The 22,184-nt window shown below is 61.2% G+C and carries 26 protein-coding genes; 8 read left to right on the forward strand and 18 right to left on the reverse strand.

The genetic code is table 11. The annotated features are described in order from the left end of the window. The first annotated feature begins 201 nt into the window (after positions 1-201). Positions 202-1,590 (forward strand): SPOR domain-containing protein, encoded by a 1,389-nt coding sequence (locus NKH42_RS18615; protein WP_352508478.1) that lies wholly within the window; start codon positions 202-204, stop codon positions 1,588-1,590. Positions 1,591-1,638: 48 nt separating this feature from the next. Here the strand turns inward: NKH42_RS18615 and NKH42_RS18620 are convergent, their stop codons facing one another. The 4 genes from NKH42_RS18620 to NKH42_RS18635 all read right to left on the reverse strand — a co-directional run bounded on the left by NKH42_RS18620 (position 1,639) and on the right by NKH42_RS18635 (position 5,116). Then, a complete protein-coding gene (locus NKH42_RS18620; protein WP_254817325.1) occupies positions 1,639-2,337 on the reverse strand; it encodes a DnaJ domain-containing protein in 699 nt (232 codons plus the stop codon). Then, the gene (locus NKH42_RS18625; protein ID WP_352508477.1) at positions 2,337-3,068 is read right to left on the reverse strand and encodes a vWA domain-containing protein; all 732 of its coding nucleotides are present in this window, start codon (positions 3,066-3,068) and stop codon (positions 2,337-2,339) included. Before NKH42_RS18625 ends, NKH42_RS18620 begins: the two co-directional genes overlap by 1 nt. A gap of 121 nt (positions 3,069-3,189) precedes the next feature. Then, the gene (locus tag NKH42_RS18630) at positions 3,190-3,627 is read right to left on the reverse strand and encodes a DUF1489 family protein (protein WP_352508476.1); all 438 of its coding nucleotides are present in this window, start codon (positions 3,625-3,627) and stop codon (positions 3,190-3,192) included. 85 nt (positions 3,628-3,712) lie between these two features. Next, positions 3,713-5,116: an L-serine ammonia-lyase gene (locus NKH42_RS18635; RefSeq protein WP_352688313.1), complete on the reverse strand. Its 1,404-nt coding sequence runs from the start codon at positions 5,114-5,116 to the stop codon at positions 3,713-3,715. Positions 5,117-5,286: 170 nt separating this feature from the next. On the opposite strand from NKH42_RS18635, the gene NKH42_RS18640 reads away from it, so the two are divergent. Further along, positions 5,287-6,030, forward strand: coding sequence for a DUF599 domain-containing protein (locus tag NKH42_RS18640; RefSeq protein WP_352508474.1), 744 nt, complete (start codon positions 5,287-5,289; stop codon positions 6,028-6,030). Here the strand turns inward: NKH42_RS18640 and NKH42_RS18645 are convergent. From NKH42_RS18645 to NKH42_RS18670, 6 genes are all read right to left on the reverse strand, one after another. Continuing rightward, positions 5,979-6,773: a YdcF family protein gene (locus tag NKH42_RS18645; protein WP_352751690.1), complete on the reverse strand. Its 795-nt coding sequence runs from the start codon at positions 6,771-6,773 to the stop codon at positions 5,979-5,981. The two genes, NKH42_RS18640 and NKH42_RS18645, sit on opposite strands and share 52 nt — an antisense overlap. Before the next feature lie 28 nt (positions 6,774-6,801). After that, positions 6,802-8,367, reverse strand: a complete 1,566-nt coding sequence (locus NKH42_RS18650; protein WP_352508472.1) for an amidase — start codon at positions 8,365-8,367, stop codon at positions 6,802-6,804. After that, positions 8,367-8,825 carry a GNAT family N-acetyltransferase gene (locus NKH42_RS18655; RefSeq protein WP_352508471.1) on the reverse strand — a complete coding sequence of 153 codons (459 nt, stop codon included), beginning with the start codon at positions 8,823-8,825 and terminating at the stop codon, positions 8,367-8,369. Before NKH42_RS18655 ends, NKH42_RS18650 begins: the two co-directional genes overlap by 1 nt. Before the next feature lie 7 nt (positions 8,826-8,832). Next, entirely contained in the window at positions 8,833-9,120 is a 288-nt protein-coding gene (gatC, locus tag NKH42_RS18660) for an Asp-tRNA(Asn)/Glu-tRNA(Gln) amidotransferase subunit GatC (protein ID WP_352508470.1), read from the reverse strand. Positions 9,121-9,196: 76 nt separating this feature from the next. Then, complete coding sequence (locus NKH42_RS18665) at positions 9,197-9,613, reverse strand: hypothetical protein (RefSeq protein WP_352478939.1); 417 nt, start codon at positions 9,611-9,613, stop codon at positions 9,197-9,199. 23 nt (positions 9,614-9,636) lie between these two features. Next, positions 9,637-10,344, reverse strand: a complete 708-nt coding sequence (locus NKH42_RS18670) for a metal-dependent hydrolase (protein ID WP_352508468.1) — start codon at positions 10,342-10,344, stop codon at positions 9,637-9,639. 116 nt (positions 10,345-10,460) lie between these two features. Between NKH42_RS18670 and ruvX the strand changes: the two genes are divergently transcribed. Continuing rightward, a complete protein-coding gene (gene ruvX, locus NKH42_RS18675; RefSeq protein WP_352508467.1) occupies positions 10,461-10,937 on the forward strand; it encodes a Holliday junction resolvase RuvX in 477 nt (158 codons plus the stop codon). Between the two features lie 276 nt (positions 10,938-11,213). Here ruvX and NKH42_RS18680 read toward each other — a convergent pair whose 3' ends face one another. The 8 genes from NKH42_RS18680 to NKH42_RS18715 form a co-directional block, all read right to left on the reverse strand. Next, positions 11,214-13,073: a hypothetical protein gene (locus tag NKH42_RS18680; RefSeq protein WP_352751688.1), complete on the reverse strand. Its 1,860-nt coding sequence runs from the start codon at positions 13,071-13,073 to the stop codon at positions 11,214-11,216. Next, complete coding sequence (locus NKH42_RS18685; protein WP_352508465.1) at positions 13,070-13,315, reverse strand: hypothetical protein; 246 nt, start codon at positions 13,313-13,315, stop codon at positions 13,070-13,072. The genes NKH42_RS18680 and NKH42_RS18685 overlap by 4 nt, the downstream gene beginning before the upstream one ends. Before the next feature lie 503 nt (positions 13,316-13,818). Continuing rightward, entirely contained in the window at positions 13,819-14,139 is a 321-nt protein-coding gene (locus tag NKH42_RS18690; protein WP_352508464.1) for a hypothetical protein, read from the reverse strand. Then, the gene (locus NKH42_RS18695) at positions 14,136-14,402 is read right to left on the reverse strand and encodes a hypothetical protein (RefSeq protein ID WP_352508463.1); all 267 of its coding nucleotides are present in this window, start codon (positions 14,400-14,402) and stop codon (positions 14,136-14,138) included. Before NKH42_RS18695 ends, NKH42_RS18690 begins: the two co-directional genes overlap by 4 nt. Continuing rightward, entirely contained in the window at positions 14,387-14,833 is a 447-nt protein-coding gene (locus NKH42_RS18700) for a hypothetical protein (RefSeq protein WP_352508462.1), read from the reverse strand. The genes NKH42_RS18695 and NKH42_RS18700 overlap by 16 nt, the downstream gene beginning before the upstream one ends. A 5-nt stretch (positions 14,834-14,838) precedes the next feature. Next, on the reverse strand, positions 14,839-15,150 hold the full coding sequence (locus NKH42_RS18705; protein WP_352478942.1) for a DUF6105 family protein: 312 nt from the start codon (positions 15,148-15,150) through the stop codon (positions 14,839-14,841). Then, the gene (locus NKH42_RS18710; protein ID WP_254817337.1) at positions 15,150-15,704 is read right to left on the reverse strand and encodes a hypothetical protein; all 555 of its coding nucleotides are present in this window, start codon (positions 15,702-15,704) and stop codon (positions 15,150-15,152) included. Before NKH42_RS18710 ends, NKH42_RS18705 begins: the two co-directional genes overlap by 1 nt. A gap of 159 nt (positions 15,705-15,863) precedes the next feature. Further along, positions 15,864-17,492 (reverse strand): DNA alkylation response protein, encoded by a 1,629-nt coding sequence (locus NKH42_RS18715; RefSeq protein ID WP_352508461.1) that lies wholly within the window; start codon positions 17,490-17,492, stop codon positions 15,864-15,866. A 155-nt stretch (positions 17,493-17,647) separates the two neighbouring features. Here NKH42_RS18715 and NKH42_RS18720 point away from each other — a divergent pair, with 155 nt between their 5' ends. The 5 genes from NKH42_RS18720 to NKH42_RS18740 are packed head-to-tail and all read left to right on the forward strand — an operon-like array spanning position 17,648 to position 22,103. Next, positions 17,648-18,613 (forward strand): aspartate carbamoyltransferase catalytic subunit, encoded by a 966-nt coding sequence (locus NKH42_RS18720; protein ID WP_352688303.1) that lies wholly within the window; start codon positions 17,648-17,650, stop codon positions 18,611-18,613. Continuing rightward, positions 18,610-19,896, forward strand: a complete 1,287-nt coding sequence (locus NKH42_RS18725) for a dihydroorotase (protein ID WP_352688301.1) — start codon at positions 18,610-18,612, stop codon at positions 19,894-19,896. The genes NKH42_RS18720 and NKH42_RS18725 overlap by 4 nt, the downstream gene beginning before the upstream one ends. A gap of 57 nt (positions 19,897-19,953) precedes the next feature. Next, positions 19,954-20,541 carry a glycerol-3-phosphate 1-O-acyltransferase PlsY gene (plsY, locus tag NKH42_RS18730; RefSeq protein WP_352688299.1) on the forward strand — a complete coding sequence of 196 codons (588 nt, stop codon included), beginning with the start codon at positions 19,954-19,956 and terminating at the stop codon, positions 20,539-20,541. Then, positions 20,538-21,662, forward strand: a complete 1,125-nt coding sequence (gene dprA, locus NKH42_RS18735; protein WP_352688297.1) for a DNA-processing protein DprA — start codon at positions 20,538-20,540, stop codon at positions 21,660-21,662. Before plsY ends, dprA begins: the two co-directional genes overlap by 4 nt. A 45-nt stretch (positions 21,663-21,707) precedes the next feature. Continuing rightward, entirely contained in the window at positions 21,708-22,103 is a 396-nt protein-coding gene (locus tag NKH42_RS18740; protein WP_254817343.1) for a hypothetical protein, read from the forward strand. Positions 22,104-22,184 lie beyond the last annotated feature (81 nt).

A 22,184-nucleotide genomic window follows, 5' to 3' on the forward strand; every position in this document is an offset into this window, starting at 1 on the left:
TCAAGATTCCCGCGGCAATGCGCATCGTGAGCTGCCGGCAATCGCTAAGATTCGAATAAAGAGAAGCTCAATCCCGCAGAAAATGGTGAACGCGGCGGTTACCATAAACGGATTGGTAACGCTGCCCGCGTTAGCGTGGCCGAAGGTGAGGCAGGACCCCTTTGCCGCCTCCAAGGCAACGGAAATTCAAAGGAACTATCAGTGCGTAAGGCGTTGTCGGGCTTCGTTTCCAAATCCGCGTCCCCCCTCAAAACGATCATGATCCTCGCTATGGCGATGAGCTTCGTCGTCGCGGACGCGGCTTCATCCATGGCGGCCAAGTCGGCGGCCATCGTCATCGATGCCAAGACCGGCAAGGTGCTTTATTCGTCGGATGCCGATGGCCGGCGCTATCCGGCTTCGCTTACCAAGATGATGACGCTTTATCTGACGTTCGAGGCATTGGCGAAGGGCAGGATCAGCAAGAATTCCCCGGTCGTGTTCTCGGCCAATGCCGCTGCCGAGCCGCCGACGAAGCTAGGCGTCAAGCGCGGCAGCTCGGTCACGGTCGAGACCGCGATCCTGTCGATGGTGACCAAATCGGCAAACGATTCCGCAACGGCGCTTGGCGAGATGCTCGGCGGCAATGAAGCCAATTTCGCCCGCATGATGACCGCCAAGGCGCGGGCGCTGGGCATGAGGGGAACCGTTTTCCGCAACGCCAACGGCTTGCCTGATCCCGGCCAGTTCACAACCGCGCGCGACATGGCGATGCTCGGCATCGCCCTGAGAGAGCATTTTCCGCAATATTACGGCTATTTCTCGCAGCGCTCCTTTCTTTATGGGCGGCAGCGCATCAACGGCCATAACCGTCTGCTCGGACGCATCAAGGGCGTCGACGGCATCAAGACCGGTTACACCCGCGCCTCCGGTTACAATCTGGTCTCCTCGGTCTCGGATGGCGATCGGCGGATCGTAGCGGTGGTCATGGGCGGCAGATCCGGCGGCAGCCGCGACAGCCAGATGGCCGGGTTGATCAATGCCTACATGCCGAAGGCCTCGTCGAGCGGCGGCGGCGTGCTGATTGCCAAGGCTGGCGGTGGCAATCCGATTTCAGCCTTGGCCAAGGTATTTCTACCGAACCATGACGCGCCGACACCGGACAGTAAGCCGAACGACGATGCCGTTGCCTCCCTTGTCGAGGAAAATGCGCCCGTCGTTGAAGAAACCACTCCGGTCGTTCAGGCCAAGAGGGTCAAGACGACGGCCGCGGCGACCGTGGACGACGTGGCGACAGCCCGGGTCGCCGCAGCCTATGCCGAACCGGCGGCAGAGGTCGATCCGGTCAGCACGGCCTCGGTGCCATCCGGCTGGGCAATACAGGTCGCCTCGTCGCCAAAACAGGCCGAAGCGAAGGCTTTCCTCGACAAGGCGACGAAGCAGGCACCCTCCGTTCTGGCCGATGCCTCCGGTTTCACCGTCGCCTTCGACAAGGACGGCGTCACCTACTACCGCGCCCGGTTCGGTGGTTTCGGTTCGAAGACCGCTGCCTGGAAGGCCTGCAACGCTTTGAAAAAGAAGAAGATCGAGTGCTACGCCGTCCAGCAGTAAGCGGCGCGCGAAACGATATCTTTCCCGAAAGTTCTGCGTCGAAGGAGACTAGTTGTGATTGGAGAGCAAGACGTCCTTGGCTTCATTGATCCGCGCCGCCAGGAAAGACGTGCCACCGATATCGGGGTGCAGGCGCTGCATCAGGCGGCGGTGCGCCTTGCGGACATCCGCCGCGGCAGCCCCCGCTTCAAGACCAAGGATCTTGTAGGCCTCCTCCTTAGTCATGGCGCCAGAACCTGGCGCAACACCCAGCCCTTCGCCGTCATTCGCATCAGCGTCTTTGCGCCAGATGGGAAATCTGCCGTCAAGATACGTCTCTAGCAATTGGCGGCTCTCCGGATCGCCGGAGAGTTCGCGATAGAGTTGCTGCAATTCGGCACGCCCCATCGAGCCAAGCATCTTGCCTTCATGGCGCCCGGCCAGCACGAGGCCTTCGAGGCCGCCGGTATCGTGATCGAGTTCCATTTCAAGCGCCGCGGTACGAACTGTCGAACGCTTGCCTTGTGCCAGTTTTGCCGCCGGCCGATTCATGCGCATGGAGCCGTACCAGGCGAGCGCAACCGACAGGATCAAGCCGCCGATGCCCTCGCGCCCGACCAGCAGCACGGCGACGCCGACCAGCCCGAGCAGTACAGGTCCAAGCGTTCTCATGCCGCCTGCAAGCTTCGCCGCATCGGCGCGCAGGAAGATGGTGAGCATGCCGAGAAGCACTAGAAGCAACGCTACAAAAGCGATAATTGCGCTCATCAGTTTCCGCCGCCCCGCATATGCTCGATCATCAGCCGGTCTTCCGGTCTGCCCCGGGCCTCCAGTGCTTTCAGCCCGCCGGTCGCAAACACGGCGACGGACGAAAGCAGGCCGGCCAAGGTTGCGGCAGCCCGCCGATCGAAGCGGAACCAGGCCCCTTTCGACAGCCGCGCAATCTCCTTGAACGCCTTTTCCGCGGCGGCATCATCGCCCTCCTGAAAGACGAAGACAGGAACGCCGTGCAGACCGAGGCTGCCGGCCTTTTCGGCCAGATCATCTATGTTTTCTTCCATCGCGTCGCCGATATAGACCAGCGCGTTGACCTTGGCCGCCGCCGTCTGTTTCAGGGCATGGGCGAGCACCTTGCCGATCTGGGTATGGCCGCTGCGGCAGTCGATGCGCGTCATCAGCTGCTTCAGAGCTTCGGTATCGGTGACGAATGCGGAGGAGCGGCACTCGCCAAGGCCGCGAAAATAGACAAGTTGAACCTTGAGCGCCCCGGCCTTGCCGACGGCGTCGAACATCTCGGCCTGCAGCGCACAGGCGAGATCCCAGGTCGGCTGGCGGCTCATCGTCGCGTCGAGGGACAGGATCAGCCTGCCTGACCCGGTGGCGGATGCAGCGAGCGTCCTTGCCTGACGGAGAAACGCGTCGATCTCGCCGGTGCTCGATTGAGACTCGACCGGTGCAGGATTGGCCCTTGCAGGCACGGGCTGCTTCTTGTCGCTCATGACATTCAAGATGTGGCGTTGTTCCCCGGCTTGCAAGCCCAGATGAGGCGACCTGGAGGACCGATGATGCAATTGCGGACAAGCACTTCGGCTGGCGGTCTTGGCGTTGCGGTTCTCGGCGTCAGAGCAGGCCGAGATCGGCAAGCTCTCGCCTGAGCTTCGGCGGCATCTCGATCAGCCCGGCTTTGCCCTTGCCGAGATCGGCCGGCGCGTCCGCCTGCTTCAGGTAGCGCCATCCCTGGAATGCACGGCGCGGTTGCCAGTCAGTGCGCACGACGTCGGGATCGAGGATCAGATGGCAACGGCCGATGCCCTCGTCATCGGTGAAGGGGCGGATTTCGGTGATCAGCTGGCGGCATTGGACATTGCCCTTGATCACCCAGTAGAGCGAGCCGCCGTCGGTAATCTCGACGCCGCGTGTCGGCACCATGCGGGTGGTGTGGTAGTGCTCGGCCGGTTCGCCGGCGCGGCGCCGCTCGTCGAGACGGAAGGCAATCCACTCTTCCAGATCCTCGACGCTGTCACAGCCGACGCAAAGCTTTATGAGATTGAGAGACATCGTTTAAGGTTTAGTCCAGCACGCGAACGCGTCAACGGCCTGATCGACTTCTCCACAGTGGTGGTCCAGGCCACCAGATTGGCTCTCAGCACTCCACGACATTGACTGCCAATCCGCCAAGGCTGGTTTCCTTGTACTTTTCGTTCATGTCGAGGCCGGTCTGGCGCATCGTCTCGATCGCGGCATCGAGCGGCACGAAATGAACGCCGTCGCCCTTGATGGCCAGCGAAGCGGCGGTCACCGCCTTGACGGCACCAAGCGCATTGCGCTCGATACACGGCACCTGCACCAGCCCGCCGACCGGATCGCAGGTCATGCCGAGATGATGTTCCAACGCGATCTCGGCAGCGTTCTCGACCTGCTCGGGCGTGCCGCCCATGACGGCGCACAATCCCGCCGCAGCCATTGCCGAAGCCGAACCGACCTCGCCCTGGCAGCCGACTTCCGCCCCCGAGATCGAAGCATTGGTTTTGATGATGCCGCCGACGGCCGCCGCCGTCAGCAGGAAATCGCGTATGCTGGGCTGGTCGGCTTCTGGATGGAAATGCAACCAGTAGCGCAGCACTGCGGGCAGAGTGCCGGCCGCCCCATTGGTTGGCGCGGTGACGACACGGCCGCCGGCGGCGTTCTCCTCATTGACCGCCATCGCATAGATCGACAGCCAGTCGTTGGCGAGCAGCGGGTTGGGCCGGTTCTGCTGCCATTGCTCCTGCAGCTTGTCGTGCAGCATCCGGGCACGGCGGCGCACCTTGAGTCCGCCCGGCATGATGCCGCCTTGCGACAGGCCGCGCTCGATGCAGCCCTTCATGGCGCTCCAGATGCCGTCGAGGCCGGCGTCGAGCTCCTCGCGCGACATCTGCGTCTCCTCGTTGACGCGCTTCATCTCGGCAATGGAAAGCCCGCTTTTCGCTGCCATGGACAGCATTTCGACGGCGTTCTTGAACGGATACGGAACCTTCTTGCCTTCGGTTGTCGCCGAGCCCCTTGCTTTCATCCGCTGCAGTTCCTCCTCGGACACTACGAAGCCGCCGCCGATCGAATAATAGACGCGCCTCAGCAGCAACCGGTCGCCGGCGTCATAGGCAGAGAAGGCCATGCCATTGGCGTGACCCGGCAGCGGCGTCTTGCGATCCAGCACCAGATCCATTGCCGGGTCGAAACGATAGGACGGATGGCCGGGCGGCGAGATCCGCTTCTCGGCGGCGATGCGAGCGACGATGCCGTCCGCCTGGTCGGGATCCACCGTCTGCGGCGTCTGGCCGGCGAGGCCGAGCACCACGGCACGATCGGAGCCATGGCCGATGCCGGTATAGGCGAGCGAGCCATGCAGGCTGGCCGCGATCCGGTCGACCTTGGCGCCGGCCGGGCGCGGCCAGTCGTCTCCCGCAATCTCGTCGAGAAACCGCCGTGCAGCCGTCATCGGCCCCATCGTGTGCGAACTCGATGGGCCGATGCCGATCTTGAACAGGTCGAAAACCGAAAGGAACACGTGGGCGTTTTCTCCTGGGACCTTGTTGAGGTCTACATATAGGAATTCCCATGGTGTTGTCCGCTGTTTTGAAGATTGCGGCGCTGCACCTGCCGACCTTGTTTGCTCCGGCAGCGACATTCCAGCTTCGGCCATCGAAGCGTCCCCTCCGCCTGTGGTAAAAGCAACGCATGAGCGATTCCTTTCATCTATCGATGGCCGACCTTGCGGCGCTGGGGTTCTTCCTTGCCGCGTGGGTGCTGCATACGCTCGCCGCGGACGGAATGCTGGTCAGCCGCGTCTCGCTGACGAGGGCGATGAACGCGCAGCGCGAGGCCTGGATGCGGACCATGGCCGAGCGCGAGATCCGCATCGTCGACACCGCCATCATGAGCGGCCTGCAGCAGGGAACCGCCTTCTTTGCCTCCAGTTCGCTGATTGCGATCGGCGGCTGTTTTGCTTTGCTCGGCGCCTCCGACCAGGTTCTGACCGTGCTGAGTGACCTGCCGCTTGGCGCCACGTCCTCACGCGCGGCGTTCCAGACGAAGGTGTTCGGCCTGGTGCTGATCCTGGCCTTTTCCTTCTTCAAGTTCGGCTGGGCTTACCGGCTGTTCAACTATTGCTCGATCCTGATCGGCGCCGTGCCGATTCCGCATGGCGAGGCGTCGCGCAATCCGGTCACCGAAACGGCAGTCTGGCGTGCGGCGCGCATGAACATGCTGGCCGGGAAGCATTTCAATTCGGGCCTGCGCGGCGTGTTCTTCTCGATTGGCTATCTTGGCTGGTTCGTCGATCCCGCCGTTTTCGTGCTTTCGACGCTGCTGCTGCTGGCGGTGCTGGTGCGCCGCCAGTTTTTCTCGGCGGCGCGGCAGGCGGTGCTCGGTCAGCCGCCCGGCCCGGGAAAAGGCCGATCGATGCGGCCCGACAGCCAGTAGGCGGTGAGCCCTATCCATTCGCGGATCGCAACAGTGGTGACCTCCAGCCAGTCGCCGGGATAGGGGAACGTGGCGATGCCTTCCCTACCGGAGGTGCGATAGTCGACTGGCCACGGAATGGTCGAAAAGCCGGCTTTGTCGAACAGCGCCTTGGCGCGTGGCATGTGGAAGGCCGAGGTCACCAGCAACCAGGTCTCGCCTGGTTTCGGCATCACCAGTTCCCTGGTAAAGACAGCGTTCTCGTAGGTGTTGCGGGATTTGCTCTCGAGGATCAGCCGATCGGCCGCCACGCCGAGAGCGGCAAAAAGACGCGGTGCGGTATCTGCATCGCCTTCGCCTCCGCGGAAGATTTCGATGCTGCCACCGGAGATAACGACTTTCGCTGTCGGAAACCGCCGCGCCAGCACGGCCGCCTCGACCATCCGGTCGCCACTGGAGTTCATTTCATAGCCGCCACGCACCAGATTGACGGCACCATCCAGACTGCCGCCAAGCACTATGATACCGTCGACCTTTTCCGGCAGCGGCGGCCTGGGGAAGCGCTCCTCCAGCGGATTTAGCATCATGGGGCCGAGCGGGCTCCATGTCGCAACAACAAGGATGAGGAAGGCGAGAGTGCTGCCAACGGCCGCCAATCGCCGCCGGCCGAACATCGCCGCGACCAGCCCCGCCAGCAGCAGGAAGATCGCGAGATTCAACGGCTGAACGAAGAACCAGAGAATCTTGGAGACATAGAAGAACATCCCTCACCCCCTCAGATGAGAAACGATCCTACCACCATTTATCCGGCTGAAATGTGCCGGCCGCCTGTTCGATGACATGGGCGGTCTGGAACAGCGTTTCCTCGTCGAAGGGCCGGCCGATCAGCTGCAGGCCGAGCGGCAGCCCCTTGGCGTCGAGCCCAGCCGGAACCGCTATGCCGGGCAGGCCGGCCATGTTCACTGTCACCGTAAAAATGTCGTTGAGATACATCTTGACCGGGTCGGCGGCCATGTCCTCGTCGGCGATGCCGAAGGCGGCGGAAGGCGTTGCCGGCGTCAGGATGACGTCGACGCCTGCGGCGAACACATTTTCGAAGTCGCGCTTGATCAGGGTTCGAACCTTCTGCGCCTGTAGATAGTAGGCATCGTAGTAGCCGGCGGAAAGCACATAGGTGCCGATCATGATGCGGCGCTTGACCTCGCGCCCGAAGCCGGCGGCGCGGGTCTTTTCATACATGTCGACAATGTCCTTGCCGGGCACGCGCAACCCATAGCGGACCCCGTCGTAACGGGCGAGGTTGGACGAGGCTTCGGCAGGCGCCACGATGTAATAGGCCGGCAGCGCGTATTTGGTGTGCGGCAGCGAGATATCGACGATCTCGGCGCCGGCATCCCGCAGCCAGGCAATGCCTTTCTGCCACAGCGCCTCGATCTCCGCGGGCATGCCGTCGACTCTATATTCCTTGGGGATGCCGACCTTCATGCCCTTGATCGGGCGGCCGATCGCCGCCTCGTAGTCCGGCACCGGCAGGTCGACGGACGTCGTGTCCTTCGGGTCGACCGAAGCCATCGACTTCAACAGGATCGCGGCATCGCGGACGTCGCGCGCGATCGGCCCGGCCTGGTCGAGCGACGAGGCGAACGCTACGATCCCCCAGCGCGAGCAGCGGCCATAGGTCGGCTTGATGCCGACTGTGCCAGTGAAGGCGGCGGGCTGGCGGATCGAGCCGCCGGTGTCGGTGGCGGTGGCGCCTGCGCACAGGAAGGCCGAGACGGCTGATGCCGATCCACCGGACGAACCGCCCGGCACCAGTTGGGCATTGTCCAACGTGCGCGCGGTCCTGGTGCCGCACGCCGAAACGAAGCCACCCTCGCCCTGATGTGTCGTCGGCATCACCACCGTGTCGAGGCGCGAACGCCGCCACGGGTTGATCACGGGCCCATAATACGAGGTCTCGTTGGACGAGCCCATGGCGAACTCGTCCATGTTGAGCTTGCCGAGCATGACGGCGCCATCCGCCCACAGATTGGCCGTGACCGTCGATTCGTAGCGCGGCATGAAGCCGTCTAGCACATGGCTGCAGGCCTGGGTGTGGACGCCTTCGGTGCCGAACAAATCCTTGATGCCGAGCGGGATACCCTCGAGCGACCCGCCCTCGCCCTTGGCCAATTTCGCGTCGGAGGCCTTGGCCATGTCGCGCGCCTTGTCGTCGGTGACCACGACATAGGCATTGAGCGCCGGATTGGCTCGCTCGATCGCCGATAGATAGGCCTCGGTGACTTCGGTGGCGGTGATCTCCCTGGAACGCAATTTGGCGCGGGCCTGCGAAATCGTCAGTTGGGTCAGGTCGGTCATCAGGCAAGGCTCTTTTCGTAAAATACCGACCACTCGGAATCGGGATAATCCAGTACCGGGCCGCAGCGGGAAAAACCGGCGCGTTCGTAGACGGTCCAGGCGGCGGGATGACGGTCCCCCGTCTCCAGCACCAGACGCTTAAGCCCTTCTTGGCGCGCCAGCGCCTCGATACGCTCGACAATCTTCGCGCCGATCTTGCGGCCGCGATGCGAAGGTCGCGTATACATTCGCTTGACCTCGCCGACCACAGCATCGTGGCGCTTCAGTGCGCCGCAAGCGATGGCAAGGCCGTCATCGCGGGCGATGAAAACGGTCGTGTCGCGATCCGCCATCTGCTCGACGGTCAAATGATAGCAATGCTCCGGCGGCGTCAGCTCCAGCAATGTGGCGTTCAGCTCTTCGACCAGCCCACGCACATCGTCCTGCAGCGGCGTCTCAGCGGCGATGTCGATTGCCATCGGCCTGCTACTCCACGACCTTCGGCACAAGGAAGAAATTCTCGTCGGTCGCTGGCGCGTTGGCGACGATGTCAGCTGCCTTGCCGCCGTCGGTGACGACGTCCTGGCGCTTTTTCATTGCCATCGGCGTGACCGAGGTCATCGGCTCGACGCTGGAAACATCGACCTCATTCAACTGCTCGACAAAGCCCAAAATGGCGTTCAATTCGCCGGTCATACGCTCTGCATCCTCCTCGCTCACCGCAATACGGGCAAGGTGCGCGACGCGCTTCACGGTTTTTATATCAACGGACATGTTTGTGCCTCGGGGAAAACCAGCGCTATAGCGGCGCAGCGCGTGCCGCGCAACATGCATCGTGCCGACAACTGCCCTATGGCATCGTGACGCCGTCGCAGAGGAAATAACTGCCGCCGTTACCGCTCTGCTCGCCTTCGTCGGCGGCAGGCCGTACCGATACCAGGTCGATCTGCTTCGGGCTCATCTGTGTCAGTGAGAGAACATCGGGAAAGACGTAGCCCGGCTCCTGGCATATAGCGGTCACCGCCCAGCTTGGTGAGCGTGTCGCTTTGGTGATCTGCAGGAATTCACAATTATATTCGATGCTTTCCAGCCCATTTGCCGACAGCACGATATTGCCGCCCTCGATCACCGTCTGCAGCGTATCCTTTTTGGCCTGCGCGCAGAGATCCTCCGATTGCAGATAGACCCCGTTGATGAAATCCTCGGCGGCCAGCGCCGGCGACGCGGCAACCAGCATGGAAATGCAAAGAGAGTTTCTCAGATCCATGTCGTCATTCCGGTTCGCTGTCGCTACAGCGTAATCGTCTCGCCGATCTTCGGCAACGCCACTTTCACACCCGATCCGTCCAGCCCGGCCACGAATTTGTCGGCGGTCTGATCTATCATCGGAAATGTGCCGAAGTGAGCGGGAACGACCGTCTCGAACTTGAAGAAACGCTGGCAGGCAAGGGCTGCCACCGCGCCGCCCATGGTGAAGCGATCGCCGATCGGCACGATGCCGATCTTCGGTTCATGCAACTCGTTGATCAGGGCCATGTCGGAAAAGATGTCGGTGTCGCCCATGTGATAAAGCGTCTTGTCCTCGGGGAAGTGCAGGACAAGCCCGCCCGGATTGCCGAGATAGGTATTCTGGCCGCCCTCGCCCGGAAACGACGATGAATGCAGAGCCTGAACGAAGGTGGTGGTGAAGCCGCTGCAATCGACCGTACCGCCGATATTGCCGGGATTGATCTGCTTGTTACCGACGCCCTTGCCGACCAGGTACATGCAAATCTCGAAATTGGCGACCAGCATCGCGCCGCTCTTCTTGAGCACTTCGATGGCGCCGCTGATGTGGTCGCTGTGGCCATGGGTGAGCAACACGTGCGTGACCCCTTCGGCCGGCCCTTCCCACCCACCCGTCCACGACGGATTACCGACCAGATAGGGGTCGATGAGGATTTTCGCGCCTTCGATTTCGATTCGGAATGCCGAATGTCCGTACCAGGTCAGTTTCATCAATGCTTTCCTCGATTTTTGCTTCGGTAGAGGATAGAACGCCGACGGCGAAATTAAAGTGCCGCGCACGCTTTGCGCGTATAGGACGTGCGGCGTCGCGGTCAAAGGAAAAGCCATTGGGCATCATCACCATCGAGGAGTTGCCGGCCCGGCTCGGCGGCGGCAAGACCCTGGCCGGTCTCGACCTCGGCGATAAGACGATCGGCGTGGCGGTTTCCGATCGCGGCTTGTCCTTCGCCCACCCGCGCGCTGTCATCATGCGCAGGAAATTCTCGCTCGATGCCGCAGTGCTGCTCGCTCTGCTACAGAAGGAAAATGCCGGCGCCGTGGTGATCGGCCTCCCCATCAATATGGACGGCTCGGAAGGCGCGCGCGCCCAAAAATCCCGCGCTTTCGTGCGCAATATGGCTGGATTGACCGATCTGCCCTTCGTCTTCTGGGACGAGAGGCTGTCGACGGTGGCGGCCGAGCGGACGTTGATCGAGATGGATTTTTCCCGCAAGAAACGCGCCGGCAAGATCGATTCGGCAGCTGCGGCCTTCATCCTACAGGGTGTTCTCGACCGGCTTCAGAGCCTGCTTGCAAACCCTTAACGCCAAGACCAATTGCTTCGCAGATCGCTAGTTTTTCACCACCCTTCGACACGCCAAGGATGGCCCGTATCTGTTCGTCGCGAATATGAACGAATTTTTCCGAAAGGACTTCGACGCGACTGAGGGCCGACAAGTTGTCAACTTGTCTGGAAGATTGCACCTGCCAATCTTGAAATGCCCTCTGTATTGATCTTCTGAAGCCGTCATCATCGCTTACCTGCCGCGGTGCGATTGGCGCAATCGGGAAAAGGCTCCTCCGTGCACATCAGTGGCCCGTCACGCTGCATCAACCCTTTCGAGCTTGGAAGCTTTAATCATTTCGCGCGCCAATTTTTTGGCTGTTTGTAGACCTTGCTTGTAATCGTCCGCCGCCATTGAAAGAGATTCGGGAGATGTTGCCCCTTCAAGATCGTCGGCCGACCAGTCGTCAGAAAGACGCTTGCTGATGGCGTAGCAAGTCACTTTCCCGACGCGAAACGCCGCTGATCGGCGTGCTGCACGGAGGCATTCCGATCGCACAACCTCGGGCTCCCCCGTGCCTACGAGTTCCCGTTCCAAATCGGCGGCCATACGTTCTATGATTGGGTACAGGCCATTGACAAAGAGCGTTTGAGATTCGCTGTAGTATCGTCCAGCACGGCCTTTTACGCCCTTGTCGGAAATCTCATCGGGGTCTAACAGGATCGTGATGGTGGGCACGCGCTCCAGCGCCTGCATCGCTTTGGAGGGCTTAGAACCGGCTGGTGCTTTGCGAACTTTTTCCTGCGTAGCACGTGCACCATTGCGGCCAGTCGGCTCATCGGGGCCGATGAATTCAGTGTTCCCAGGAAGATCTTGGTCGATATCTACGCGCTCGCTTGCGTCGCTACCCTCAAAGTGGCTTTCCATGTTCAACGCGCTAAAGTTTCTAGAAGGTTTGAACGCCACCGTAGGCACGCGAAACTCATCTAAAAGTTTTTGGAGGTCGGTTTGGATGTCATCCAGATTGTCATCGGATTCCGGTGACTCGGATCGAATGACATCTTTCACCCAATCCGGCATCAACTCCCGGACATAGTCGACAAAGTTTTCTGCGGTCAGTGGTGCACGGTCTTTGGGCCACATGAGCCCATCGCGATATTGGTTGGAAAGCGCCATCGTGTCAGGGATTTCGATTTCAACCGTAAGCACCTTCGAGCCAAACGGGATACCGAATTTCGGTGCTGCTGCTGACCAAGCTTTGCTGGTTTTGATGTCATAGCGTTCGCTCTTATGCACCACCGCGCAGAAGGTGGTGGACGAGGTTGCCGGATTGGCTCGAGCACTGAGCGAATGACTCGACATCGGGTGCTTCGGGTCGTGAATGTAATGGATAGTCAGGCCGGTGTCAGCGTCGTGGACGCGCTGGCTATTGGGCAGCTTATCGAGAACGTCCGCGAGTGGTCTGAGTTGCCGGTATTTGCCAGTTTCATCTTTGCCGCCTCCTTTGGTCATCGCGACGTCGATGCGAACTTCAACTCCCTCGGAGAAGGCGGCGAAGCGACGAAAGATGGTACTTGGTACATAGCTGCGATCGACAGATTTTCCTCTGCCCAAAGGTTCCGCGACGGTGTCATGATCCTCGCTTTCACCGAAAAGAATCACTTCGGTCCAGTCGTATTGCGTTTGTCTGCCTTCGGCGACAGCCGCCGCAGTGACGTCATAGACGGTATCGTAACTGCCGTCCGGCAGCATCGCAGGGAAGCGGACATATGTGCCTTCTTCCTTGTCGTAGCCGATGGTTATTTCGGACACTGAGCCGTTCTTGCATGAACGATATCTGATCCCGGCCTTAGACATCGTCAGTCCGGACACTTTGGCTCCGATCCCAAAATTGGCATCAAGAGCCATGTCCTTGCCGATCGATGAGGATAGGTCGGTCGCCCTCTTAAGCTCCGCACCGTCCATGCCAGGACCGGTATTCCAGAAGGCTAATTTGCGCACTCTATCGATCTCGACAGGATAAATCTCGATGCGCCGATTTCCGACCGGTGCCAGCGCCGCGCTTTCATCTGCGTTCTTGAAGAACTCTCGAATTAGGGTGCTGACAGGCGCCTGTTCAATCAGGCGATTAATAAGGAACCGTTTGTCGTTGATGTTAAGCGGTTCGGCTTTCACTGCGGTTGCCCCTTGAGCTTGAACTTGTTGAAAGTCTCACCTGTGGTGGAACTGAATTTTCGCTCTATTTCCGTCGTCGCGTCACGCAAGGCTTTGACGATCGTTTTAACATCAGCATCCGTGTATTCGTACGCTCGACTGTTCGAAAGATTGCCGATTTTCCTGATAGCGTCCAGCGCAAGCTGGGTACGCCCTTCCGCCAGTCTTACAAAATTTTCACGTTTCTCATTTTTTCCTGCCAAATCTTCCTCCGCATACATCCGATGAATATCAGATAGCCAAGACGCTCGGCAAAAGTCAAACATATTTTCATGAATTTCACGATGATATTCACATCATGAATTACGGAAAATGCTAAGTGGCGGAGATGCGTGACCCCTATCGCTTGGCGCGCCTTGGCATGCTGGAGAATTCCATATCGCGAAACACGGATTGCGATGTTTGTATTGTCGCACGTTGCTGCGTGCCCCGTCCGACCGGGATTCTTTGCTGAGAAAGCTAGCTTTGAAGCTTCTTGGCCAAATCTGTTGGTATCAAGAGAGCTCCATCAGGGCCGAGATCGACATACTCCATCAGATTCGCACGGCTAAAAATCTTCCAGATTTTTTGGCTTGCGCGTGCGAAAATGGCCTCTAGTCTAGAAAAAGGAGCATTCGACACTGCCGTTGAAGGGCCCGAAAGCCTAGCTCTCCCGGCCACGCGCCCTCATTGAAGAGGCGGTGAACGAAGAAGTCGCGTTTCGATTTCACCCATTGAGGTATGCGATACCTGCATGTGCCACCCCATGCTTCGACAAGGTCGTGATAAGATTTCCTAGGGTCGAGCTTTGAAGCTGGTCTCGCTTCTGGATCAGTTCCCACGCGGCGCTATCGGCTCCGAGGAGCTTCGACACCTTAATCCGGCCACAAATCGACATCGCATTGATGATGGCATCCTCCATCAGAGAGAGATGCACGAACGTGGAACCAATTTGGTAGCAATAGTGAATTCGTTCGGCGTTGATGTCCTCTTCCTGCGCAACAATCGTGCGAAAGCCTTGAGCATCAAGTGGTGCCCTTTTGCTCATGAGCGTCGAGCTATCTCCTCCAGGTTCAGCCCACTGGCCGCGAAATGTGCCTTGAGCACTTTGCGGTACTCCTGGCTCGTGCCGTCAATTGCTTCAGCTAGATCGATCTCAGTAACCTCGAATTTATCGGGAATTGAGAAAAGCAGTTCGTGGCCGATGACGCAGTCAACGACATAGTCGTAGCCAACACTGTGATCTTCGTGATGTTCGACAGCGCACAGACCAAAATGTTTGTTTATGAGTGGATTTATATTCTTGTACAAGAACTTAGCGCGAGCCTACGAAGGTCCACGTTCTCGCCAGGCGAGCAAAAATGCTGGATAGCATTGCGCGCTTTGCGCAACTTTTCAAAGCTATCCAAGTCGGGAAGGCGTTCGCCGGTAGCTACCCAGAGCAGTTTTGCAAGATGTTCAAAATTGTAGGTCTTTCCCTTCTCGATGATATGTTCGATTTTTAAATCTTGATTGACCGGGTCGTCGAGTTGAAATAGGTCGCGAAATATTAGGAGCGGATGCTCCTTTGCTACGATCGCTTTGATGAACAATTCGCCGGCCATGGCGGCGTTTAGAACAGACATATCGGTCCAGTGATCCATGCCAGGATCGTAATAAACCGCATGTTGATTAGCTTGGGTTAGCGCCCCAATCGCTACGTCGAGGATTCGAGCGGGTATATTTTTCAAAGCCTCATGCATATGCTTCAGGTGCTCGGCGTCGATGCCTGGTCGAAATAGCGGTTGCGCATCGCCGTGATCCAGCCACCAATTGCCTTGCGGCGGCGAAATGCCCAGAACCCCGTCAGCAGCAGCCCATCGAACACGCAAGCTTTCGCCACCATGCCCGGAATGAGTGCCGGATCGACGCCGAGCATCTGTCCATAGAGCTGGAAGACGAGATCGTGCAATTGACGGCTCAGCATGACGTAGCCGAAATTGATGTCGTTGAGCGACAGAAAGAACCAGCCCCAAAACAAGAGGAGCGGAGCCGCCCAAAGCGCGAACAAGGTGCGCATCAGCGGTCGTCCCTCGAATCCAGCCGGCCGGAAATGCGGGCAAGCGAGGAATTATGCGCCGCTGCCTTGGCCATGACATGCGCGGCCGCTCGGATGTCGCCGGTCCCTGGAACTGCCGCGGCAACGGCCGACCGCCGCTCGGCGAGCATCGCGACATAGGACGCCAGAAGTGCCGCCAATTGCACCGCAACAACCATGAACAGCCCATTGATGCCTTGCGCGGCGCCGCCGATGACTATCAGCGACAGCACGCCCAAGGCGGAGATGAAGGCGATCCGCACGACGCTGTCGGCAGGATCCGGGTTGGTCGCGTGGCTGGTCAGTGCTTCAACAAAGGCCCAGCAGAACAACACCGCGACGACAAGCAGTGCCACGGCGAGCGGTGCCACGACGACGGCGTTTTCGAGATCGGCAAATCGAGTGTTCTGGACGGGAACGCCCAGTACGCCAAGGGCCGTCGCCACGCCTCGATTCCCGTCGATGCAGATGAACGCCAGCAGGGCGAAAACGGCCGCCCAATGCAATGCCAGAAAAGAGCTCAGAATATGCCGCATGACGCTCCCGCTTCGCAGGGCAAAGCCGCTCAAGCTGAACAGTCCTTGCCTTAACCATAACATTGGGCTTTGCCACCGGCCGCCGCAACGGAAACCATTCGTTAAGGTTAACGGCCATCCACAGGGGCGCGAGAGCGGCAGCGAGTTTGGCGACGGCACCTAGTTGATCGGCGGGTAGAGCGTATCGATGATCATGCGGGCATCATGGCGCGAATCGATCATGCCATAGGTATTGCGCCACTGGCCGGCGAGGCGCGTTTCCACGAAGGCGTCGGCGATCCGCCCTGCCCCCAGCCTGCGAAGCTCTGCCGCCGCCGCCGACAATGCCAATTGCTCGGTCAACAGCCGCGCCGAGCCCTCGTCGGTTGCTGCGACCTGCATTGCCGCCTTGAGCACGCCGACGGTGCCGCGTCCGCCGGCGCCTAGATCGCGGTCGATGCCGGCCAGCACGTCGTCGAACAGGCCCGGCGCGCGGCCGAGCACGCGCAACACGTCGAGCGCCATGACGTTGCCTGAACCTTCCCAGATCGCGTTGACCGGAGCTTCGCGATAGTAGCGGGCGAGCGGCCCCTCCTCGACATAGCCATTGCCGCCGAGGCACTCCATCGCTTCATAGAGCAGCGGCGGCGCAATCTTGCAGACCCAGTATTTGACGACAGGCGTCATGGCGCGGGCGAAGGCCGCCTCGCCGCGGTCGCCGGCCGCCTCGTCGAAGGAGCGCGCCAGCCGGAACGACAGCGCGGTAGCGGCGGCAACGTCGAGCGCCATATCGGCCAACACACGCTGCATCAGCGGCTGCTCGATCAGATTGGTTCCAAACACCTTGCGGTGGCGCGTGTGGTGGACAGCCTCGGCCAGTCCGGCCCGCATGATCGCCGACGAGGCGACAGCGCAGTCGAGCCGCGTCAGGGTCACCATATCCATGATCGTCTTCACGCCGGCGCCGGGCTCGCCGACCATCTCGCCGATGGCACTGACGAATTCCACCTCCGACGAGGCATTGGAGCGGTTGCCGAGCTTGTCCTTCAGCCGTTGAAAACGGAAGCCGTTACCGGATCCGTCGCCGAGCAAGCGGGGCACGAGAAAGCACGACAGTCCCTCCGGCACCTGTCCGAGCACCAGGAAGGCATCCGACATCGGCGCCGACATGAACCATTTGTGGCCGGTCAGGCGATAAAACCCGCTGCCGGCGCGCTCCGCCTTGGTGACGTTGGAGCGGACATCGGTGCCGCCTTGCTTCTCGGTCATGCCCATGCCGAGTGTCAGCCCTGCTTTTTCGACCGGCGGCTTTTGGCTTTGATCGTACTTGCGCGTCGTCACCCGCGGCGCCCATTCGCGAAACAGCTTCGGGCTGGCCATCAGCGCTGCCAGCGAAGCGCTGGTCATGGTGATCGGGCAGAGATGCCCGGTCTCGAGCTCAGCCGTGAGATAAAAGCGCGCGGCGCGCACCTGGTGGCGACGGCCGATCTCGGCGTCGCCATTCTCCCAAACCGACGAATGCAGCCCGTTGGCAACAGAGCGGCGCATGAGCGCGTGATAGGCGGGATGGAACTCGACCTGGTCGATGCGCCGGCCCTGGCGATCATGGGTCCTGAGCTTCGGCGTCTCGACATTGGCAAGACGAGCCAGTTCCTGCGCTTCATGGGTCAGAACGAAACGGCCAAGCCCGTCGAGGTCCTTACGCACCGGATCGGAAAAGCGCTCGGCAAGCTGGATCAGCAACGGATCGCCCCGCCAGGCGTTGCCGCCGGCCAGCGGCGGCGGCTGGTTGGTCACGTCGTCAGTCACGCTTCGTCCTTATCACCTGAAGGCTGCGAATCCAAAGCCAAGGCGGTTTATAGCCTATGGCCAGCGGCGCGCGACGAAAATCCCGGGGAGAACCGATCCAATCCCAAGCCGATGCTTGCAGCCGCGGAGCCTCCCCCCTATAGCAGCGACTTGAGATGACCGACGCATCGTCCCTGCCACTTTATCCCCACCGCCATCTTCTGGGCATCCGCGATCTTTCCCCCGCCGACATAGAGCTTCTGCTCGACCGGGCGGACCGGGCCGTTGCCATCTCGCGGCAATCGGACAAGAAGACATCGACGCTGCGCGGCCGCACCCAGATCAATCTGTTCTACGAAGCCTCGACCCGTACGCAATCGTCGTTCGAGCTGGCCGGCAAACGGCTCGGCGCCGACGTCATGAACATGTCCGTAGCGAGCTCTTCGGTGAAAAAGGGCGAGACGCTGATCGATACTGCGATGACGCTGAATGCCATGCGTCCCGACATATTGATCATCCGCCATCAATCGGCCGGCGCGGCAGCACTTCTTGCCCAAAAAGTCGGCTGCTCGGTGGTCAATGCCGGCGACGGCGCCCATGAGCACCCTACCCAGGCGCTGCTCGACGCACTGACCATCCGCCGCGCCAAGGGTCCGCTGTCGAAGCTGATCGTGGCGATCTGCGGCGACATCCTGCATTCGCGCGTGGCCCGCTCCAATATCATCCTGCTCAACGCGCTTGGTGCCCAGGTCAGGGTCGTCGCCCCTTCGACGCTTTTGCCCGCCGGCATCGAGAAGATGGGCGTCATCGTCACCCGTTCCATGGCCGAGGGTCTGAAGGACGCCGACGTGGTAATGATGCTGCGCCTGCAGCGCGAACGCATGGAAGGCGCTTTCGTACCGTCGGTGCGCGAATATTTCCGCTATTTCGGCCTCGACGCCGAGAAGCTGAAGGCGGCCAAGGACGGTGCGCTGGTTATGCATCCCGGCCCGATGAACCGCGGCGTCGAGATCGCCTCGGAGATCGCCGACGGCCCGCAAAGCGTCATCCAGGAACAGGTTGAGATGGGCGTCGCCGTACGCATGGCGGTGATGGAAGCGCTGCTCGACCCGCGTCGAAACCACGAGGGTCGGGGCCGATGAGCATAACGGTCTTCAGCCGCGCCCGCATCGTCGACCCATCGCGCGGCATCGATGAGATCGGCACCGTCATCGTCGAAGGGCGCAAAATTGTTGCCGCTGGCAAGGCGGCCTTGAACCAGGGCGCGCCCGAAGCCGCCACGATCATCGAGTGCGCCGGCAAGGCGATCATCCCCGGCCTGATCGATGCGCGTGTCTTCATCGGCGAACCGGGCGGCGAACACCGGGAGACCATCGCCTCGGCCAGCGTGGCGGCAGCGGCCGGCGGCGTCACCTCGATTGTGATGATGCCCGATACCGACCCGGTGATCGACAATGTCGCATTGGTCGAGTTTGTGCTGCGCACCGCCAAGGATACAGCCATCGTCAACATCTTTCCGGCAGCGGCGATCACCAAGGGTCTCGAAGGCCGTGAGATGACCGAGTTCGGCCTGCTCCTCGAAGCCGGCGCGGTCGCCTTCACTGACGGTCGCCACATCATATCCAGCGCGCTGGTGATGCGCCGGGCGCTGACCTATGCGCGCGATTTCGGTGGCGTGATCGCCCACGAAACCCAGGATGCCGATCTCGCCTCGTCAGGCGTGATGAATGAAGGCCTATATGCAAGTTGGCTCGGCCTTGCCGGTATTCCGCGCGAGGCCGAATCCATCCCGCTGGAGCGCGATCTGGCGCTGGCGCGGCTGACCGGCGGCGCCTATCACGCGGCCAAGATCTCGACGGCGATGGCGGCGGCTGCTGTGACGCGAGCCAAGGCCGAAGGCGCCAATGTCACATCCGGCGTGTCGATCCACAATCTGTCGCTCAACGAGAACGATGTCGGCGAGTACCGCACCTTCTTCCGGCTGACGCCGCCGCTGCGCGCCGAGGAAGACCGGCTGGCGATGATCGAAGCGATCAAGGACGGCACCATCGACCTCATCGTCTCCTCGCACGACCCGCAGGACGTCGACACCAAGCGCCTGCCCTTTGCCGATGCTGCGGCCGGCGCCATCGGGCTGGAAACGCTGCTGGGCGCAGCGCTGCGGCTCTATCACAATGGCGACGTGATGCTGCTGCGGCTGATCGAGACACTGTCGACCGCGCCGGCAAGATTGTTCAGCCTGCCCGGCGGCACGCTGAAACCGGGGGCATTGGCCGACCTTGCGCTCGTCGATCTGGACGAGCCATGGGTCGTTAGCGAGAGCGGCATCCGCTCACGCTCGAAAAACACCTGTTTCGAAGGCGCGCGACTGCAAGGCAAGGTCTTGCAAACGATGGTGGCGGGCCGCACAGTGTTTTCGGCCTAAGACGAAGCGGGTGTCAGGTCTTCAACTTCGCTCAGCCAAGGAAAGTTCGGGGGAACAATGGTTTACAGTCCCGTCTTGGCATTGGTGTTCGGCTATCTTCTCGGCTCGATCCCGTTTGGCCTGCTGATAACCCGTGCCGCCGGCCTCGGCGACGTGCGCAACATCGGCTCCGGCAACATCGGCGCCACCAATGTGCTGCGCACCGGCAACAAGGGCTTGGCCGCGGCCACGCTGCTGCTCGATGCGCTGAAGGGCACCGCGGCGGTGTTGATCGCAGGCCGCTTTGCGCCCGAGCTCGGACTTTGGGCCGGATTCGGCGCGTTTTCAGGTCATCTTTTTCCGGTCTGGCTCGGCTTCAAGGGGGGCAAGGGCGTCGCCACTTACCTCGGCGTGCTAATCGGCCTTGCCTGGCAAGTGGCGCTTATCTTCGCCGTCGTCTGGCTGGCGGTGGCCTTCCTGTTCCGCTTCTCCTCGCTTGCGGCACTGACGGCAGCGGTCGTCGTGCCCGTTGCCCTGTATTTCCTGAGCACCCAGCAGATTGCCGGGCTTTTCACGGCGATGAGCCTCATCGTCATCGTAAAGCACCGCGCCAACATTGCGCGGCTGCTTGCCGGCACCGAGGGTAAGATCGGGGCCAAAGAGTGAGCGAGCCCGACGCCGGGCCGCGCCTCAGCGACCGGCAGCGGCTGAGCTGGCTTCGTCTGATCCGCACGCCGAATGTCGGCCCGGCTTCCTTTCGCGACCTGATCAACCGGTTCGGTTCGGCCGAAGCAGCGTTATCGATGCTGCCCGAGCTGATGATTTCGGGTGGCGCCAGAAAAATCGTCCGCATCCCGTCCATTGCCGAGGTCGAGGCGGAGTTGGAGACGGCCCGGCGGGCCGGCGCCCGCTTCGTCGGCATCGGCGAGGCGGATTATCCGCCACTGATGAAAAGCATGGATCATCCGCCGCCGCTGCTCGCGGTCAGGGGCAACAGCGCGGTGTTCCGCTTGCCAGCGGTCGCCATCGTCGGCGCTCGCAACGCATCGCTGGCAGGCATCAAGATGGCGCGGATGCTGGCGGCGGATCTCGGCCGCGACGGCTATGGCATTGTTTCCGGCCTGGCGCGCGGCATCGATACAGCCGCGCACCAGGGCAGCCTTTCGACCGGCACGATCGGCGTGCTCGCCGGCGGCCTCGATTTGCCCTACCCGCCCGAAAATGCCGACCTGTGCGACGAGATCGCCGAGCATGGCGGCGCCATCATTTCCGAAATGCCGTTTGGCTGGCAGCCGCGCGCACAGGACTTTCCGCGCCGCAACCGGCTCGTCGCCGGTGCTGCATTGGGATTGGTAGTGGTCGAGGCCGCACAGCGCTCCGGCTCGCTGATCAGCGCCCGCCTCGCCGGCGAGATGGGGCGGCTGGTTTTCGCCGTTCCCGGTTCACCGCTCGATCCGCGCGCCGCCGGCGCCAATGGCCTGCTCAAGGACGGCGCCACCCTTGTGACCGAGGCCGCCGATATCACCAGTGCCATAGCGCCGCTGGTCGGCGGCTGGTCGCCAAGGACATCGCCGCTTGAAGAGCCGCCCGACTTTTCGGCAACACCGCCGCCGCGCGAGGACGATCGCGACCGCGTCGTCGAAGCGCTCGGCCCGACGCCGGTATCAGTGGACGAGATCATCCGCCACACCGGCCTGCATCCCGCCCAAGTGTTCATGGTGCTGCTGGAGCTCGACCTCGCCGCCCGGCTCGAACGCCATGCCGGCGGCAACGTCTCACTGATTTGACCCAGAACTTGCGCATGTCCCGGCAAGCAATTCCGACGTGATCCGATGGCCGATCCGAGCAACAAACCAAAGCAGACGCTGTTCACTCGTACGACGGCCCTTGTCTGGTCAGCGCTGAGCGTCATGCTGGCGCTGCAATGGTCGATGGATCTCGGCATGTCGGGTTTTCCCGACGGCTACATAACGCCCTTCGCAAGAGCGACCAGCACGCTTCTGGGCATTCTGACGGCAGCCTGCATGGCCCAGGGTCTCTACTTTTTCTTGGCCGGCGCGTTCGGCAGGAAGGTAAGCGCCGTCGGTCTTTTCCTGCAAATCCTTGCCGCGGCGGTTCTTACCGTGGCGCCAGTACTTATCGTGAAGGATTGTCCGGGTTCTCAGGTGTGCAGCAGAGCCTATGAGGCGCTCACCGGCACGATGATGGACGATGGCGCGGGCGGCTAGCACTACTTTGGCAGTTTTTTAGTTCTGGGAGCGTTTTGAGGATTCCCAAGAGCGGTTTTGCGTGATTCATGAGAGGTCGGC

The organism is Mesorhizobium sp. M1142, from assembly GCF_040318565.1.
Classification (GTDB): domain Bacteria; phylum Pseudomonadota; class Alphaproteobacteria; order Rhizobiales; family Rhizobiaceae; genus Mesorhizobium.

Bases quoted from the DNA above. Each gene is read 5' to 3' on its own strand.
- NKH42_RS18620 (WP_254817325.1), bottom strand. From the start codon at position 2,337: ATGAGCGCAATTATCGCTTTTGTAGCGTTGCTTCTAGTGCTTCTCGGC.
- NKH42_RS18625 (WP_352508477.1), bottom strand. From the start codon at position 3,068: ATGAGCGACAAGAAGCAGCCCGTGCCTGCAAGGGCCAATCCTGCACCG.
- NKH42_RS18630 (WP_352508476.1), bottom strand. From the start codon at position 3,627: ATGTCTCTCAATCTCATAAAGCTTTGCGTCGGCTGTGACAGCGTCGAG.
- NKH42_RS18640 (WP_352508474.1), top strand. From the start codon at position 5,287: ATGAGCGATTCCTTTCATCTATCGATGGCCGACCTTGCGGCGCTGGGG.
- NKH42_RS18645 (WP_352751690.1), bottom strand. From the start codon at position 6,773: ATGTTCTTCTATGTCTCCAAGATTCTCTGGTTCTTCGTTCAGCCGTTG.
- NKH42_RS18650 (WP_352508472.1), bottom strand. From the start codon at position 8,367: ATGACCGACCTGACCCAACTGACGATTTCGCAGGCCCGCGCCAAATTG.
- NKH42_RS18655 (WP_352508471.1), bottom strand. From the start codon at position 8,825: ATGGCAATCGACATCGCCGCTGAGACGCCGCTGCAGGACGATGTGCGT.
- gatC (WP_352508470.1), bottom strand. From the start codon at position 9,120: ATGTCCGTTGATATAAAAACCGTGAAGCGCGTCGCGCACCTTGCCCGT.
- NKH42_RS18665 (WP_352478939.1), bottom strand. From the start codon at position 9,613: ATGGATCTGAGAAACTCTCTTTGCATTTCCATGCTGGTTGCCGCGTCG.
- NKH42_RS18670 (WP_352508468.1), bottom strand. From the start codon at position 10,344: ATGAAACTGACCTGGTACGGACATTCGGCATTCCGAATCGAAATCGAA.
- NKH42_RS18690 (WP_352508464.1), bottom strand. From the start codon at position 14,139: ATGAGCAAAAGGGCACCACTTGATGCTCAAGGCTTTCGCACGATTGTT.
- NKH42_RS18700 (WP_352508462.1), bottom strand. From the start codon at position 14,833: ATGCATGAGGCTTTGAAAAATATACCCGCTCGAATCCTCGACGTAGCG.
- NKH42_RS18705 (WP_352478942.1), bottom strand. From the start codon at position 15,150: ATGCGCACCTTGTTCGCGCTTTGGGCGGCTCCGCTCCTCTTGTTTTGG.
- NKH42_RS18710 (WP_254817337.1), bottom strand. From the start codon at position 15,704: ATGCGGCATATTCTGAGCTCTTTTCTGGCATTGCATTGGGCGGCCGTT.
- NKH42_RS18720 (WP_352688303.1), top strand. From the start codon at position 17,648: ATGACCGACGCATCGTCCCTGCCACTTTATCCCCACCGCCATCTTCTG.
- NKH42_RS18725 (WP_352688301.1), top strand. From the start codon at position 18,610: ATGAGCATAACGGTCTTCAGCCGCGCCCGCATCGTCGACCCATCGCGC.
- plsY (WP_352688299.1), top strand. From the start codon at position 19,954: ATGGTTTACAGTCCCGTCTTGGCATTGGTGTTCGGCTATCTTCTCGGC.
- NKH42_RS18740 (WP_254817343.1), top strand. From the start codon at position 21,708: ATGGCCGATCCGAGCAACAAACCAAAGCAGACGCTGTTCACTCGTACG.